Below are 15343 nucleotides of genomic sequence, written 5' to 3'. Positions count from 1 at the left end.
CAGGCGGCTTTCCGGCGATGTCTAACGGACATCGCTGCCGCGCCCGACCTGAGGCCGCGGCGTGCGCAACCGCCGCATCTGCGACGCCCGGCTGGCGGCGTAGAGGCCCAGCTTCCAACGGGTTTCGGTGTTCTCCGGGAACTTCGCGTCCACCAGCTTGCTCACCTTGCGGCCCAGGAGCAGCCCGTCGACCATCATCACGCCCATCAGCAGCAGCATCGCCGGGGAGACGTAGAGCTGCAGCTGCGGGGTGGTGAACATGGCGAACATCAAGAACAGCGTCGCCGGCATGAACAGGCCCAGCAGGTTGCGCCGGGAATCCACCACGTCGCGCACGTAGCGCCGGACCGGGCCCTGGTCGCGCGGCAACAGGTATGCCTCGTCGCCGGCCATCATGCGCTCGCGTCGGTTGGCCATCTTCGCGCGGCTGGCCACCCGGTCGGCCTTGCGCTCCTCGCGGCTGAGCTTGGGGCCGGCCAACGATTTGCGGCGGGCCCGCGCCTCCGCCGCGGTCATCGGTGCGGGCGCGACCGGGCCCTTGCGCGCGGTGCGCCGCGCTTCGCTGCGTTTGGGCGTGGGGCGGCCCTTCGGGGTCGTCCCACGCGAGCCCCGAGAGGTCGCTTCTCCGGCTCCGGTGGCGTCGACCGCCGCCGCGCCCCCGTCAAGATCGTCCTGGCCCTTCTTACGGCCCATCAACTTCACAGAGGCCAGGTTACTTCGCGGATGTCCCGTCCCGGAATTGGCTTGGAATGCCTCGCTATTAGACCTGCGTCAGCGCCTCACTTGGCCCTACTCTTACCAGTGATGAACGGCTGCCTGTGATGGACGACGGGTCGATGGCCTCGGATGATGTTGCCTTTGGCCTCGCTCCCGGCCGTCTGCAGCTGCCCGCCATGCTCGTCCTGGTGGCCCCGGATTGCTATGGCGACAGCATGACTGCGGTGGAGGCCGCGGCGGCGATCGCGACGGGGTGGACCCGGTCCCGTCCGGGCGACCGGTTCATCGTCGCCCCGCAGTCCGACGGCGGCCCCGGCTTCCTCGAGGTGCTCGCCAGCCGGTTGGGGGGCAAGACGCGGCGCCTGCGGGTGTCCGGGCCGCTGTCCACCATGGTCGAAGCGCACTGGCTGTTCGACCCCGCGACGACGACCGCCTACCTGGAGTGCGCGCAGGCGTGCGGCCTGGCCCTGCTGGGCGGTCCGCCCACCCCGGAGACCGCGATGGCGGCCCACAGCAGGGGAGTGGGCCAGCTGATCGCCGAGGTGATGCGGGCCGGGGCGACGCGGATCGTGATCGGGCTGGGCGGCAGCGCGTGCACCGACGGCGGGCAGGGCATGATCGCCGAGCTCGGCGGCCTGGATTCCGCCCGTCGCCAACTGGGCAACGTGGAGCTCGTCGCCGCCTCCGACACCGAATATCCGCTGCTCGGGCCGTGGGGTGCGGCCAGGGTGTTCGGGCCGCAGAAGGGCGCGGACACGGTCACCGTCGCGGCTCTGGAAGTCCGCCTGCAGGCGTGGGCGCTCATCCTGGAAGCCGTCGCCGGACGCGACGTGAGTGCCGAACCGGGCGCGGCCGCCGCCGGCGGGATCGGCGCCGGGCTGCTGGCCCTGGGCGGCCGCTGCGAGTCGGGGGCGGCGATCATCGCCCATCACACCCGGCTCGCCGACGATCTGGACACGGCGGAGCTGATCGTCACCGGCGAAGGGCGCTTCGATGAGCAGTCGCTGCACGGCAAGGTGGTGGGCTTTCTCGCCGACGCGGCCCGCCCGCGGGGATTGCCCGTGATCGTGCTGGCGGGTCAGGTCGGCCTGGACAACGCCACGGTGCGCTCGGCGGGCATCATGGCCGCCTTGTCCATCGCCGACCACGCCGGATCGGTGCGGCTGGCGCAGGCCGACGCGGCCAACCAGCTCATGGGGCTGGCCTCGACGGTGGCGGCGCGACTCGGGAATAGCGGTCCGTCAAGGTACCGTTGATGCAGTGGGCTTTTTCCTGGCGGATTGGGCCGCCTAACGCGAGACCACCCGGCTCGACCTGAACGAACCCACCCAACGATGAGGCATGTAGGAGAAGCAATGACGGTGCAAAACGAGTCGAAGGCCAAGACGCACGGCGTGATCCTGACCGAGGCCGCCGCCACCAAGGCAAAGTCCCTGCTGGACCAGGAGGGACGGGACGACCTGGCGTTGCGTATCGCGGTCCAGCCGGGCGGGTGCGCAGGCCTGCGCTACAACCTCTTCTTCGACGACCGGACGCTGGACGGCGACCTGACCGCGGACTTCGGCGGCGTGAAGCTGACGGTGGACCGGATGAGCGCGCCCTACGTGGAGGGCGCGTCCATCGATTTCGTCGACACCATCGAGAAGCAGGGCTTCACGATCGACAACCCCAACGCCACCGGTTCGTGCGCCTGCGGCGACTCGTTCAACTGACCGGGTAGGCCCGCCAGCGCACCGGCTCAGTACGAGCCCCCGGTGCGCAGCACGTACGAGCACACCATGATCTGGCCCCGCTGAAAGAGCAGCTGGGCGATGCCCTGCAGGTCACCGCGCAGGGGGCCCCCGGTCGCGGGCGACGCCTTCATGGTGAACAGCGCCTGGGCCTGGTACTGCGACAGGTAGACGATCTTGTCGATCGAGGTCACCTCGACCTGGGAGAACTGCTTGCGGAACGCGTCGCTGCTCAGCTTGGCCAGCGCCTGGTCGGACCGTTTGTCGCGGACGCCGTCGTACATGCCGCACAGCGCGTTGCGTTCGATCTCCTCGATGTCGCGGTGGTCGAGCGCGTCCAGGTACCCCTGGATGGCCGTCTTGGCGGCGCCCTCGGAGAACGTGGCGCCGGTGTTGGCCCCGTTGGTGCGAACGCCGTACACGATCGCCACCGTCAGGGCGGCGACCACCGCGACGGCCAGCAGAACGCCGATGATCAGCCGCCGCTTGGGCCGGCGCTGCGGGTAGGGCATCGGCGGGGGCGGTTGCCCGGCATAATTGGCGGGGGCTGCGTCGCGGGCGCGGGGATCTTCGGGGAAATCGAACGGCCGAGGTTGGGCCGGCGGCTCGGGTCCGCTGGGTCCGCTACCGCCGACAGTGTGGTTCGGCGAGTGCGGACCTGCCATCGTGGTCTCCTACGGTGGTAGACGGGACTTGTACACGGGCTGGGTGCCGGGTAACCCCGACCGAGCGTCGTGTCCCGGCGACTTGAGCGAGTTCCCTAGGGAGGCTAGCGCACCGCTTCGCGCCGGCCGTGGACACAGCGACGGTCCGGACGCGTGGGTAAGCTAGATAACCTTACTAACGAAGGGCGGAGACATTCGTGACGATCGCGGTGACAGGTTCGATTGCGACCGACAACTTGATGCGGTTCCCGGGCAAATTTTCCGAGCACCTGCTGGCGGAGCACCTGCAGAAGGTATCGCTCAGTTTTCTGGTCGACGACCTGGTGATTCACCGCGGCGGCGTGGCGGGCAACATCGCCTACGCGATCGGCGTGCTCGGCGGTGACGTGGCGCTGGTCGGCGCGGCCGGCGACGACTTCGACGACTACCGGCAGTGGCTGCAGTCCCACGGTGTCAACTGCGACAACGTCCTCATCTCGAAGACGGCCCACACGGCCCGCTTCACCTGCACCACCGACGTCGACATGGCTCAGATCGCGTCGTTCTACCCGGGCGCCATGTCGGAGGCCCGCAACATCAAGCTCGCCGACGTGGTGTCGTCCATCGGCGAGCCGGACCTGGTCATCATCGGGGCGAACGACCCGGACGCGATGGTGGTGCACACCGAGGAGTGCCGCAAGCTGGGCCTGCCCTTCGCCGCCGACCCGTCCCAGCAGCTGCCCCGCCTGTCCGGCGCGGAGATCGACAGGCTCGTCGACGGCGCCGCCTACCTGTTCACCAACGACTACGAGTGGGAGCTGCTGCTCAACAAGACCGGCTGGTCGGAGGCCGACGTGCAGGGCAAGGTCGGCCTGCGGGTGACCACGCTGGGCCCCAAGGGCGTCGACATCGTCGAGCCCGACGGCACGACCACCCACGTGGGCGTGGTGCCCGAAACCAGCCAGACCGACCCGACCGGCGTCGGCGACGCCTTCCGCGCCGGTTTCCTGACCGGCCGCAGCGCCGGCCTGAGCCTGGAGCGCTCGGCGCAGCTGGGCTCGCTGGTCGCGGTGCTGGTCCTGGAGTCGACCGGCACCCAGAATTGGGACTGGAACCGCGAGACCGCGGTGAGCCGGTTGGCCGGTGCCTACGGCGACGACGCGGCCCACGAGATCGCCGCGGTGCTGGCCTAGGTTCCCGCCCCGGCTCGCGGTAGCACCTCAGAGCTGCACGGGGTACTGCGGCTCGCTGATCTGCGGCACCACGCTGTGTTCGACGAAGATCGCGTGCCAGAGCATGAAGATCAGCAGCGTCCACAGCCGGCGGCTGTGATCGCCGGCGCCGTTGCGGTGCTCGTCGAGCATGCGGCGGACGGCGGCCAGGTCGACGAGGTGACCGGCCTGGGAGGACGCCACCAACCCGTAGGCCCAGTCCAGCAATTCGCCGGCGCGCAGCCAGTGCCGGATCGGCACGGGAAACCCGAGCTTGGGCCGGTGCAGGACGTGCGGGGGGACGATCGGTTCCAGGGCCCGGCGCAGCGCGTACTTGGTCGTCGTTCGCGTGATTTTGGCCTCGACCGGCAGCCGCGAGGCGACGGCGAACACCTCGGGATCCAAGAACGGCACCCGCAGCTCCAGCGAGTTGGCCATCGTCATCTTGTCGGCCTTGACCAGGATGTCGCCGCGCAGCCAGGTGAACAGGTCGACGTGCTGCATGCGGGCCACCGGGTCCCAGCCGGCCGACTGCGCGTACACCGGTGCGGTCACGTCGGTGTGGGTCCACTCGTCGCGGAACCCCGGCAACACGTCGCGCAGCTGCGCGTCGGAGAAGCTGCGGGCGTTGCCGTAGTAGCGCTCCTCGAGCGTCAACGAGCCGCGGTGCAGCAGGCTCTTGCCGCGCATGCCCTCCGGCAGTGGTTTGGACACCTTGCCCATCGACCGCCGCAGCGGCCGGGGGAGATAGTCAAAGGGCTTGAGCGACAACGGCTCCCGGTAGATGGTGTAGCCGCCGAACAGCTCGTCGGCCCCCTCTCCGGACAGCACCACCTTGACGTGCTTGCGGGCCTCTCGGGCGACGAAGAAGAGGGGCACCAGCGCGGGGTCGGCCACCGGCTCGTCGAGGTACCACACGATTTCGGGCAGGGCGGCGACGAACTCGTCCGGGTGGACGACCTTGGCGATGTGGCGGGCGCCGATCGCCTCGGCGGAGGCCACCGCGACGTCGATCTCGGAGAAGCCCTCCCGCTCGAAACCGGTGGTGAACGTAATCAGCTTGGGGTTGTGCCGGATGGCCAGCGCCGCGATGGCGGTGGAGTCGATGCCGCCGGACAGAAACGCCCCGACGGTGACGTCGGCGCGCATGTGCTTGGCCACCGAGTCCTCGAGCACCGCGGTGATCTCGTCGTAGCGGGCCTGTTCGGTGTCGCGGGTGATCGGCGTGGCGGCGAAGCGCGGCGTGAAGTACCGGGTGACCTCGGGCCGGCGCCCGGGCCGGATCCGCGCGGAGCAGCCCGACTCCAGTCGGCGCACCCCGCGGTGCAGCGTCTCGGGCTCGGGCACGTATTGCAGCACGGTGTAGTGCTGCACGGCCCGGTCGTCGATGCGGGTGTCGAACCCGACCAAATCCGCCAGGTCCAGCAGGCATTTCTTCTCGCTGGCGACGGCCGTGCCACCCGGGCCGGTCGCCATGAAGAGCGGCTTGATACCGAAAGGGTCTCGGGCGCAGAACAATTCGAGGGTGGCGGTATCCCATAGGGCGAAGGCGAACATGCCGCGCAGCCTGGTGAGCACGTCGGCGCCCCAGAAGTGGTAACCGGCGACGATGGCCTCGGCGTCGCCGTCGGTGGCGAAGACCGCGCCGTGGGCGGTGGCCAGCTCGTCGCGCAGCTCGAGGTAGTTGTAGATCTCGCCGTTGAACACCAGCACGTAGCGGTCGGGCGCCTCCGGCGGCCCCCACCGCAGCGGCTGGTGCGAATGCGCGATGTCGATGATCGACAGCCGGTTGAAGCCGAACACGACGCTTCCGTCGGCGCCCGGGTCGGTCCACGTGCCCGCCTCGTCGGGCCCGCGGTGGCGCATCAGGTGCGCCGCGCGCGCGATCGCCCCGTCGGCCCGGGCGGCAGCGTCGTCACTGGCACTGTCAGGGGCAGCGACGAACGCCAGCAGACCACACACGGCGCCCCAGTATGCCGCACTTCGACCCCGGCCGTGGCCGTCGCACCCGGCACGTCCGCGATCCGCCGGGCGGGCCGGTGGGCCGGGGTTTCGTCGCTCGGGTCAGCGGCGTGGTCTACGCTGCGTAGTATTCGATATCCGAGCAGGAGGCGCCAACGTGACACCTCGCGAGCAGGTCCGTTCGCAACGTTTGTCGCAGGGCAGGTTTCGGGGCCTTTTCGGCGGCCGTTCCGCGGCCGTTCGGCGGGGTCGGTCCCGTCGGCTGCGGCCGGTGGCGCTGGCCGCGACGTTCGGCGTGCTGGCGGTGACCCTGAGCGGATGCAGCTGGTCGGACGTGCTCGGTCTGGGCTGGCCCAAGGGCATCACCCCGCAGGCCCACCTCAACCGCGAGCTGTGGGTCGGAGCGACCATCGCCTCGCTCGTCGTCGGGGTCATCGTGTGGGGCCTGATCTTTTGGGCGTCGGCCTTCCACCGCAAGAAGGCCACTGACACCGAACTGCCCCGCCAGTTCGGCTACAACATGCCGCTGGAACTGGTGCTGACGGTGACGCCGTTCCTGATCATCTCGGTGCTGTTCTACTTCACCGTGGTGGTGCAGGAGAAGATGCTGCACGTCGACAAGGACCCCGAGGTGGTGGTCGACGTCACGGCCTTCCAGTGGAACTGGAAGTTCGGCTATCAGCGCGTCGATTTCAAGGACGGCACGCTGACCTACGACGGTGTCGACCAGGCCCGCAAGAACGCGATGGTCTCCAAGCCCGAAGGCAAGGACGCCCACGGCGAGGAACTCGTGGGACCGGTCCGCGGGCTCAACACCTCGGACCGGACCTACCTGAACTTCGACAAGGTCGAAACCTTGGGCACCAGCGATGAGATCCCGGTGCTGGTGCTGCCGACGGGCAAGCGCATCCAGTTCCGGTTGGCGTCCGCGGACGTCGTCCACACCTTCTGGGTGCCGGAGTTCCTGTTCAAGCGCGACGTGATCCCCAATGCCGAGGCGAACAACTCGGTGAACGTCTTCCAGGTCGACGACATCAGCAAGCCCGGGGCTTTCGTCGGGCACTGCGCCGAGTTCTGTGGCACCTATCACTCGATGATGAACTTCGAGGTTCGGGTGGTGCCGCCCAACGACTTCAAGGCTTACCTGCAGCAGCGGATCGACGGAAAGACCAACGCCCAGGCCTTGCAGTCGATCGGTCAGGCGCCGCTCGCGGTGTCCACCCACCCGTTCGACACCCGCCGCGGCCAGTTGGCCGGACGTCAGTAGGTTAGGACACCAAATGCATATTGAAGCCAGGCTTTTCGAATTCGTCGCCGGGTTTTTCATTGTGGTGGCGGTCCTCTACGGCGTACTTACCGCGCTATTCGCCACCGGCGGTGAGGAGTGGGCGGGCACGACCGCGCTGGCGCTGACCGGTGGCTTGGCATTGATCGTGGCCACCTTCTTCCGGTTCGTGGCGCGTCGCCTCGATACCCGCCCCGAGGACTACGAGGGCGCCGAGATCAGCGACGGAGCAGGCGAATTGGGCTTTTTCAGCCCGCACAGCTGGTGGCCGATCCTGGTCGCGCTGTCGGCCTCGGTGACCGCGGTCGGGATCGCGCTGTGGCTGCCGTGGCTGATCGCCGCCGGGGTGACGTTCGTGCTCGCCTCGGTCGCGGGCCTGATCTTCGAGTACTACGTCGGGCCCGAGAAGCACTGATTCGCGCCAAAAGGTCACAATCCGATCACGTGAGCTGTGGCCGGTTCGCCAGGACTTCTCTGCCCCTCTCGGTTCGGTAATGTTTTGCCCAGGCAAATGACAATTTCTCAAGCGCGCGCGCAACGGTATGGCCGCCGGGCCCCGCGCGCTGGTGAGGCAGTCGGACAGGGCAGGCAAAGATGAGTGGGCCGAAACCCCCGGAATGGGAACCTGAGGAACCCGATTCCGTGAACGAGGCTCCCCACCAACCGGATTCCGACATCGAGCCCACGGGCGGCCCCGAGCCGGGGGAGGAACCCGGTCCCGTCGACGAGATCGAACCCTTCGACGACGGCGCCGAGCCGGCGGTCGACCAGACGGGCCAGACCGACGCCTATTCGCGGGCCTATTCGGCCCCCGAGTCGGAGCACTTCATCAGCGGCCCCTACCTGCCGGCCGATCTGAGGCTTTACGACTACGACGCCTTCGACGAGTCGGCCGACACCGACGACGAGCACGGTGCGCCGCGCTGGCCCTGGGTGGTCGGGGTCGCCGCCATCGTGGCCGCCATCGCGCTGGTGGTGTCGGTGTCGCTGCTGTTCGCGCGCACGGACACCACCAAGCTGGCCAACCCCAACACCACCACCGTCCCGTCGACGCCGCCGATGCAGGACGAGATCACGACCACCAAGCCGCCGCCCCGCCTCCGCCGCCCCCACCCACGACCGAACCGCCGCCCCCGACAGCAACGGAGACACAGACCGTGACGGTGACGCCTGCCCCGCCGCCGCCACCCCCGCCGCCCGCGCCGGCGCCGCCCCCGGCCACCTCGACCGCGGCGGCCCCGCCGCCACCTCCACCGACGACCCCCGCGGGGCCGCGGCAGGTGACCTACTCGGTGACCGGCACCAAGGCGCCCGGTGACATCATCTCGGTGACCTATGTCGACGCGTCGGGCCGGCGGCGCACGCAGCACAACGTGTACATCCCGTGGTCGATGACCGTCACGCCGATCTCCCAGTCCGACGTGGGCTCGGTCGAGGCGTCCAGCCTTTTCCGGGTCAGCCGGCTCAACTGCTCGATCACGACGAGTGACGGAACGGTCCTGTCGTCGAACACCAACGACTCGCCGCAGACGAGCTGCTGATGGTGAGCAGGTATTCGGCGTACCGCCGCGGGTTCGGCGACGACACCATTTCGCCCGACGTCATCGACCGCATCCTGATCGGCGCCTGCGCCGCCGTCTGGCTGGTCTTGCTGGGCGTGAGTGTGGCCGCGACCGTCGCGCTGGCGGACCTGGGTCGGGGCTTTCACAAGGCGGCCGGCAGCACGCACACCACCTCGTGGGTGCTCTATGCCGTGATCATCGTGTCCGCGCTGATCATCGCCGGGGCGATCCCGATGCTGTTGCGGGCCCGCCGGATGGCCCAGACCGAGCCGGCGGCCAGGGGGATGGCCGTGGCCAGTCGGCCCCCGGTGCGCCTGATGTCCCAGGCGCCGCGGACCGCGGCCGAACGGGCGCGCCTACCGCGGGGCCAGGCGCTCGCTCAGGAGACCGACTCCGAGTGGTCGGGTGAGGCGGTGGATCGGGCCTGGTTGCGCGGCACCGTGCTCCTGGTCGGCGCGATGGGAGCCGCGCTGGTCGCGGTGGCCACGGCGACGTACCTGATGGCCGTGGGCCACGACAGCCCGTCCTGGGTCGCGTACGGCGTGGCCGGCCTGGTGACCGCCGGGATGCCGGCGATCGAATGGCTGCACGTCCGCCAATTGCGTCGCGCCGTCGCCGCTCAGTAAGTCCGCGTCACGACTTGGCGTACCTGCGGACCAATTCGTCGTCGCCGAACGTGCCCGTGTATTGCTTGCCGTGGTCGTCGCGGCCGAAGAATGTCCAGCGCCGGGGAGTGGTCTGCGGCCCGCTGATCATCTTGACGGTGTAACGCAGTGCGGTGGGACGCAACGTGCCGATGATGTCACCCACGCGGATCTTCGATGGGTGGATCTCCGGGGCGTCGCCCCAGTCCTGTATCGCCATTGCCCATCCTCACCCTGTCGCCCCCCGCTCACCCGGACAGCGCCACGGTCGGACCCTCGCCACTGTAGTCCACCAGACGGCGCCAGGGCGGTCCGCGCGGCCCGACCTGCCCCGCTACGGCGCCTTCCGGTCCGCCGGCCGGGACGACCGAGCCCGCGCCGTGCGGCCCCTGGCCGCCCCGTGGGGTGGCGGTGGCGTAGCGTTGACCCCGAGCCGTTTCATTGTCAGCGGCGGTCCGCAGCCACCCGTGCGGATGCCGGCCACGGGCAATGCGATTCCTCCGTCCGCCCCGCGCCCGCCGGGGTGAACGACGCCGACGTGAAGGGATCCGCCCGTGATTGTCGCGAATCTGCCTCGCCCCCGGGCTCTCGGATGACCGAATCGTTCGAACGCCGACGCCGAGCCAATCCAGTCCGGGTGTCGGTGGCCCGTGAACTGGGCCGTGCCATCGACGGAGCGTGGTGGCCGCGCGCGGACCGCATCACCAACGAATTGCCCGAGCTGATCGCCGTCCTGACACCCCTGCTGGGAGACGTCAGCTCCATCAACGTCAACTGGCCGCCGCTGCAACGACCACCCGACCTGAACTGGGCGGGCTGGGAACGGAAACGCCAGCACGTGATGACCATCATCGGGGGCGACGCACGCGTCAACCTGCTGATCATCCCGTACACGACCTATAGCGCGCTCGGCCTGATGATGCTGCGCTGTGCGGCCAACCTCCCCGTCGAGTCGCACGACCAGACCAAACCGGCATTCCTGACCGCCGGCTCCATCCTTCGGGCGGCCCACCAACAGTGCGGCGCGGTCTTCAGCGAACCAGCACGGAGCTAGTGGTGCTCGCCGTTCTTCCCGTTGGTCGAACCGGCGATGCTGTCCTGGTGCTCGCGCAGCGCGGTGAGGGCACGTTGCTCGGAGCCGTGTGCCGCCTCGCGCAGGGCCGCGTCCTCCGACGCCGGGTCGGCGAACAGGAAGCTGCCGTGCCCCGGTGAACCGGCCGAGCCCAGCTTGTTCATCCGCTTGGGCAGCGCCGCGCCCTGGTACTCGAGCGGTATCGGGTGGCCGTGGTCGTCGACGGGGCCGAGCGGCTGATGCAACTCGATGTACGCCCCGTGCGGCAGCCGCTTGATGATGCCCGTCTCGATCCCATGCGCCAGGACCTCGCGGTCGCTGCGCTGCAGCGCGACACACCACCGGTAGGTGACGAAGTAGACCACCGGCGGCAGGATGACCATCCCGATGCGGCCGATCCACGTCGTCGCGTTCAACGAGATGTCGAACTTGAACGCGATGATGTCGTTCATCGCGCTCAGCGTCAGCACCATGTAGAACGCGATCGCCATCGCGCCGATCGAGGTACGCACCGGCACGTCCCGCGGACGTTGCAGCAGGTTGTGGTGGGCGTAGTCGCCGCTGAACCGCTTCTCCAGGAAGGGATAGATGATCAGCAGGACGAAGATCAGGCCCATCAGCAGCGCCACCCACACCGGGGCGGGAACGGTGTGGTGCCAGAAGTAAAACTCCCACGGCGGCCAGATGCGGGCCAGGCCTTCCGTCCACATCATGTAGAAGTCCGGCTGCGAACCGGCCGAAACGTGAGATGGCTTGTAGGGCCCCAGGTTCCAGATCGGGTTGATCTGCAGCAGGCCGCCCATCAGGCCGAGCACACCGACGATCGCGGCGAAGAACGCACCGGACTTCACCGCGAAGATCGGCATCACCCGCACGCCGACCACGTTCTGCTCGGTGCGGCCGGGGCCGGGGAACTGCGTGTGCTTCTGGAACCACACCATCGCCAGGTGCAGCCCGATCAGGGCCAGGATGATCCCCGGCAGCAGCAGGATGTGCAGGGCGTACATGCGCGGGATGATGATCCCCACCGTGGCGCACTCGTTGCCCACGCCGCCGCACGGGAAGTCGCCGCCGAACAGGGCCCAGTGCAGCCAGGTGCCGATGATAGGCATCCCCAGCGTGATCGAGGACAGCGCGGCGCGCAGCCCGATGCCGGACAGCAGGTCGTCGGGCAGCGAGTAGCCGAAGTAGCCCTCGAACATCGCCAGGATCAGCAGCAGCGAGCCGATGACCCAGTTGGCCTCACGCGGCCGCCGGAACGCGCCGGTGAAGAAGATGCGGGCGAGGTGCACCATGATCGCCGCCGCGAAAATCAGCGCGGCCCAGTGGTGCACCTGACGGACGAACAGGCCGCCCCGCACCTCGAAGGAGATGTCGAGGGTCGACGCGAAGGCCTTGGACATGTCGACGCCGCGCAGCGGCTGGTAGGCCCCGTTGTAGGTCACCTCGGCCATGGACGGGTCGAAGAACAGCGTCAGGTACACGCCCGTGAGCAGCAGCACGATGAAGCTGTACATCGCGATCTCGCCCAGCAGGAAGGACCAGTGGGTCGGGAAGACCTTGTTGAGCTGCCGGCGTACCGCCGCCGAGGGGTGATAGCGCGTGTCGATGTCTTCGCCCTGACGGGCCAGGACGTCGCCGATCTTGGGCGGTTTCGGGGGACTCAGTTTTGGACTCATGTTGTCGTCCTCTCCCAGAATGCCGGTCCGACGGGCTCGATGAAGTCACCGTTGGCGACCAGATATCCGTCGGTGTCGATCGTGATGGGCAGTTGCGCCAGCGCGCGCGCCGCCGGGCCGAAGATCGGCTTGGCGAAGTGCAGGGCGTCGAACTGCGACTGGTGACAAGGGCACAGGATCCGGTAGGACTGCTCCTCGTACAGCGACGCGGGGCAACCCAGGTGCGAACAGACCTTGGTGTAGGCGAACAACTCGCCGTAATTGAAGCTCTCCTGGCCCTGCCGCTTGACCACCCGGGGCATGTCGGACGGCCGGATGCGAATGAGCATCACGGGATTACGGACGCCCTGGTTGATCGCGCGGAGCCTTTCCTGCGATTCCGGGGTGGTGCCGTCACCGTCGGACTCCCGCCACGGGAAGACGGTTTCCATGCCGCCGGCGTCGAGGTCCTCGGGACGCATCTTGATGAACGGCGACGCACCGGCCGACCCGGTCGCCCGCGCGAGGAAGATGGTCTCGCCCGCATAGCGCGGGGTCCAGCCGGACGTCCACAGCACGGCCTTCTTGCCGTTTGCGGTGGGCACCACCGGCTTCCACGGGTTTTTGATCAGGCCGCCGGCGAACGCGACCAGCGTCGACAGCCCGAACGCGCCCAGGCCGAGTCCCAACGACAGCCCGACCACCTTGCGCCGCCGCACCGTCGAGCCCTCCAGGGCGTCGGTGAGGTTCGCCACGACCGTCTTGCGGTCGACCTCCCGGGAGGCACCGTCGTGCCGCTCCTGGATCGAAATCTCTTCGGGGATAAACCTTTTCTGGTACAGGATGGTGCCGATCGCGATCGACAGGATCGACATCCCGAAGGTCAGCCCGTACAGCGGCGTGGTCAGCGTGTACAGCAGGCTGCCCGGGGCGCTCTTCGGCTTGTACTCCCACGGCCAGAACAGGAAGATCAGCAGCAGCGCCAGTCCGAAAACGCCACCGAGCAACAGCCACAGGGCGACTCCGCGCTCGGCGCGCTTCTCGGCCTTGGTGCCCTGCACGGGCCAGCGGGGCTCCTTGACGATCGTCTCGACCCCGTCGAGCTTCCCGCCCAGTGCCACCAGCTCGTCGCGCGACATCGCTGCCAGCGCCGCGTCGTCGGGTTCCTTCTCGCCGACACCGTGGGTGGTTCCGCCGGCGTCGGCGCCGCGAACGTCGTCTTCGCTCATGATGCTCGTGCCCCAATCCACAGTGCCAAAGCGATGGCGGCGACCATCCCGATGATCCACGCGGCCATACCCTCGGGTGCGGGCCCGAATCCACCGAGGCCGTAGCCGCCGGGCTGGCGCTCTTCGGTGACCGCCTTGATGTAACCGATGATGTCCTTCTTGGCCTCGAAGGACAGCTGACGGTCGGAGAACTTCGGCATGCTCTGCGGGCCGGTCCGCATCGCCGCCAGGATCTGCTGCTCGTTGGCCGGGTCCAGCGGCGGCGCGTACTTACCCGACGACAGCGCCCCGCCCTTGCCGGTGAAGTTGTGGCAGGAGGAGCAGTTCAGCCGGAACAGGTCCCCGCCGCGGCCCAGATCGTCGCCGCGCAGCGACTTCATGGCCAGGCTGCCGTCCGGGTTGCGCACCGTCGTCGGGCCGCCGCCGTTGGCCTGCACGTAGGCGCCCAGCGCGTCGACCTGCCCCTCGTCGAAGATCGGCTCCTTGCGGGGCGCCTGGGCCTCGCCGGTCATCGCGGGCATCCGGCCGGTCGAGACCTGGAAGTACACGGCCTCCTCGCCGACGCCGATCAGGCTGGGCCCACGGTCGGGCACGCCCTGCAGGTTGGCGCCGTGGCACGACACGCACGACGTCTCGAACAACTGCTTGCCGGTCCGCAGCAGCGCCGAAGACGACTCGTCGGCCACGGCGACCTGCGGGCGCGGTGTCAGCACGGCGGCCAGCCCGCCGGCGACCGTGAGCGCGATCAGCAGCAACAGCCCGCCCGACAGGCGGCGGCGCAGCCGCCGCCGGGAGCGATCACCAGCGGCTTTTCGCGGCTGCCCGGGCCGCGCACCGGATCGGGTAGACCCCAGTTTCTTCAACCCAGCACTCCTGTTCGTCCAGCGTCGGCTCATCGGATGAAATAGATCACGGTGAACAGCGCGATCCACACGATGTCGACGAAATGCCAGTAGTAGGAGACGACGATGCTCGCGGTGGCCTGCGCCGGGGTGAACTTGCTCATCCGGGTGCGGGCGAGCAAGAAGATGAACGCGATCAGACCGCCGGTGACGTGCAGGCCGTGGAACCCGGTCGCCAGGTAGAACACGCTGCCGTAGGCGCTGCCGGGAATCGTGGTGCCGTGGGTCGCCAGGTGGAAGTACTCGTAGCCCTGTCCGCAAACGAAGAACAGGCCCATCAGGAAGGTGATCACGTACCACCGGCGCAGCCCGAAGACGTCGCCACGTTCGGCTGCGAACACCCCCATCTGGCAGGTGAACGACGACGCGATCAGCACCAGCGTCACCGGGACGGCCTGATAGAGGTTGAGCTCGGTGGGCGGCGGCGGCCACTTCCCGCCGGACTGCGCACGCGCGGTGAAGTACATCGCGAACAGGCCGGCAAAGAACATCAGCTCGCTGGAGAGCCAAACGATGGTGCCGACACTGACCATGTTGGGTCGATTCAAGGAATGAACCCGCGACGTGATTGCAGTACCTGAGGTCCCTACAGCGCTGGTCACATCCGCAAGTATGACGCTTTGTAGTTGTTCAACTCCACCCGGGGCGGCATTTGATGTTTTCGCGTCGCGGCCGGGTCCGGGGCGGGCGCCTTTCCGCGCCGGTTGGGGGAGGTCCGGTCCGCGTG

At 68.6% G+C, this 15343-nt stretch carries 15 protein-coding genes and 1 pseudogene; 8 read left to right on the top strand and 8 right to left on the bottom strand.

The genetic code is table 11. From position 1 onward, the window contains the following. Nucleotides 1-21 precede the first annotated feature (21 nt). Nucleotides 22-702: a DUF3043 domain-containing protein gene (locus G6N51_RS05810; RefSeq protein ID WP_083172845.1), complete on the bottom strand. Its 681-nt coding sequence runs from the start codon at nucleotides 700-702 to the stop codon at nucleotides 22-24. A 191-nt stretch (nucleotides 703-893) separates the two neighbouring features. On the opposite strand from G6N51_RS05810, the gene G6N51_RS05805 reads away from it, so the two are divergent. Together G6N51_RS05805 and G6N51_RS05800 are read left to right on the top strand one after the other, a co-directional pair. After that, on the top strand, nucleotides 894-1973 hold the full coding sequence (locus G6N51_RS05805; RefSeq protein ID WP_083172862.1) for a glycerate kinase family protein: 1080 nt from the start codon (nucleotides 894-896) through the stop codon (nucleotides 1971-1973). A gap of 99 nt (nucleotides 1974-2072) precedes the next feature. After that, nucleotides 2073-2429 (top strand): HesB/IscA family protein, encoded by a 357-nt coding sequence (locus G6N51_RS05800; RefSeq protein WP_083172846.1) that lies wholly within the window; start codon nucleotides 2073-2075, stop codon nucleotides 2427-2429. A gap of 26 nt (nucleotides 2430-2455) precedes the next feature. On the opposite strand, the gene G6N51_RS05795 is transcribed toward G6N51_RS05800, so the two are convergent. Next, the gene (locus tag G6N51_RS05795; RefSeq protein ID WP_083172847.1) at nucleotides 2456-3112 is read right to left on the bottom strand and encodes an Rv0361 family membrane protein; all 657 of its coding nucleotides are present in this window, start codon (nucleotides 3110-3112) and stop codon (nucleotides 2456-2458) included. Between the two features lie 197 nt (nucleotides 3113-3309). Between G6N51_RS05795 and G6N51_RS05790 the strand changes: the two genes are divergently transcribed. Next, a complete protein-coding gene (locus G6N51_RS05790; RefSeq protein ID WP_083172848.1) occupies nucleotides 3310-4284 on the top strand; it encodes a carbohydrate kinase family protein in 975 nt (324 codons plus the stop codon). Between the two features lie 27 nt (nucleotides 4285-4311). Here the strand turns inward: G6N51_RS05790 and asnB are convergent, their stop codons facing one another. Continuing rightward, a complete protein-coding gene (gene asnB / locus G6N51_RS05785) occupies nucleotides 4312-6264 on the bottom strand; it encodes an asparagine synthase (glutamine-hydrolyzing) (protein ID WP_083172849.1) in 1953 nt (650 codons plus the stop codon). A gap of 157 nt (nucleotides 6265-6421) precedes the next feature. Between asnB and ctaC the strand changes: the two genes are divergently transcribed. The 4 genes and pseudogenes from ctaC (at nucleotide 6422) to G6N51_RS05765 (ending at nucleotide 9737) form a co-directional block, all read left to right on the top strand. Beyond that, complete coding sequence (gene ctaC, locus G6N51_RS05780) at nucleotides 6422-7531, top strand: aa3-type cytochrome oxidase subunit II (protein WP_083172850.1); 1110 nt, start codon at nucleotides 6422-6424, stop codon at nucleotides 7529-7531. A 13-nt stretch (nucleotides 7532-7544) separates the two neighbouring features. Beyond that, nucleotides 7545-7964 carry a cytochrome c oxidase subunit 4 gene (locus G6N51_RS05775; protein WP_083172851.1) on the top strand — a complete coding sequence of 140 codons (420 nt, stop codon included), beginning with the start codon at nucleotides 7545-7547 and terminating at the stop codon, nucleotides 7962-7964. A 179-nt stretch (nucleotides 7965-8143) separates the two neighbouring features. Beyond that, nucleotides 8144-9090: pseudogene (locus G6N51_RS05770) on the top strand (MmpS family transport accessory protein). Next, a complete protein-coding gene (locus G6N51_RS05765) occupies nucleotides 9090-9737 on the top strand; it encodes a DUF2561 family protein (protein ID WP_083176268.1) in 648 nt (215 codons plus the stop codon). Before G6N51_RS05770 ends, G6N51_RS05765 begins: the two are co-directional and overlap by 1 nt. A 7-nt stretch (nucleotides 9738-9744) precedes the next feature. Here the strand turns inward: G6N51_RS05765 and G6N51_RS05760 are convergent, their stop codons facing one another. Further along, entirely contained in the window at nucleotides 9745-9975 is a 231-nt protein-coding gene (locus G6N51_RS05760; protein ID WP_083176270.1) for a hypothetical protein, read from the bottom strand. A 372-nt stretch (nucleotides 9976-10347) separates the two neighbouring features. Here G6N51_RS05760 and G6N51_RS05755 point away from each other — a divergent pair, with 372 nt between their 5' ends. After that, a complete protein-coding gene (locus G6N51_RS05755; RefSeq protein ID WP_083176272.1) occupies nucleotides 10348-10809 on the top strand; it encodes a DUF5994 family protein in 462 nt (153 codons plus the stop codon). Here the strand turns inward: G6N51_RS05755 and qcrB are convergent. The 4 genes from qcrB to ctaE are packed head-to-tail and all read right to left on the bottom strand — an operon-like array spanning nucleotide 10806 to nucleotide 15218. Next, nucleotides 10806-12506, bottom strand: coding sequence for a cytochrome bc1 complex cytochrome b subunit (qcrB, locus tag G6N51_RS05750; protein ID WP_083176274.1), 1701 nt, complete (start codon nucleotides 12504-12506; stop codon nucleotides 10806-10808). The two genes, G6N51_RS05755 and qcrB, sit on opposite strands and share 4 nt — an antisense overlap. Beyond that, entirely contained in the window at nucleotides 12503-13714 is a 1212-nt protein-coding gene (gene qcrA, locus G6N51_RS05745; RefSeq protein ID WP_083176276.1) for a cytochrome bc1 complex Rieske iron-sulfur subunit, read from the bottom strand. Before qcrA ends, qcrB begins: the two co-directional genes overlap by 4 nt. After that, nucleotides 13711-14577 carry a cytochrome bc1 complex diheme cytochrome c subunit gene (qcrC, locus tag G6N51_RS05740; protein WP_232078214.1) on the bottom strand — a complete coding sequence of 289 codons (867 nt, stop codon included), beginning with the start codon at nucleotides 14575-14577 and terminating at the stop codon, nucleotides 13711-13713. The genes qcrA and qcrC overlap by 4 nt, the downstream gene beginning before the upstream one ends. A 29-nt stretch (nucleotides 14578-14606) precedes the next feature. Next, entirely contained in the window at nucleotides 14607-15218 is a 612-nt protein-coding gene (gene ctaE / locus G6N51_RS05735; RefSeq protein ID WP_083176278.1) for an aa3-type cytochrome oxidase subunit III, read from the bottom strand. Nucleotides 15219-15343 lie beyond the last annotated feature (125 nt).

The sequence above is a fragment of the Mycobacterium paraseoulense genome, assembly GCF_010731655.1.
Taxonomy (GTDB): Bacteria; Actinomycetota; Actinomycetes; order Mycobacteriales; family Mycobacteriaceae; genus Mycobacterium; species Mycobacterium paraseoulense.
This window is presented reverse-complemented; position numbering and strand designations above follow the sequence as displayed.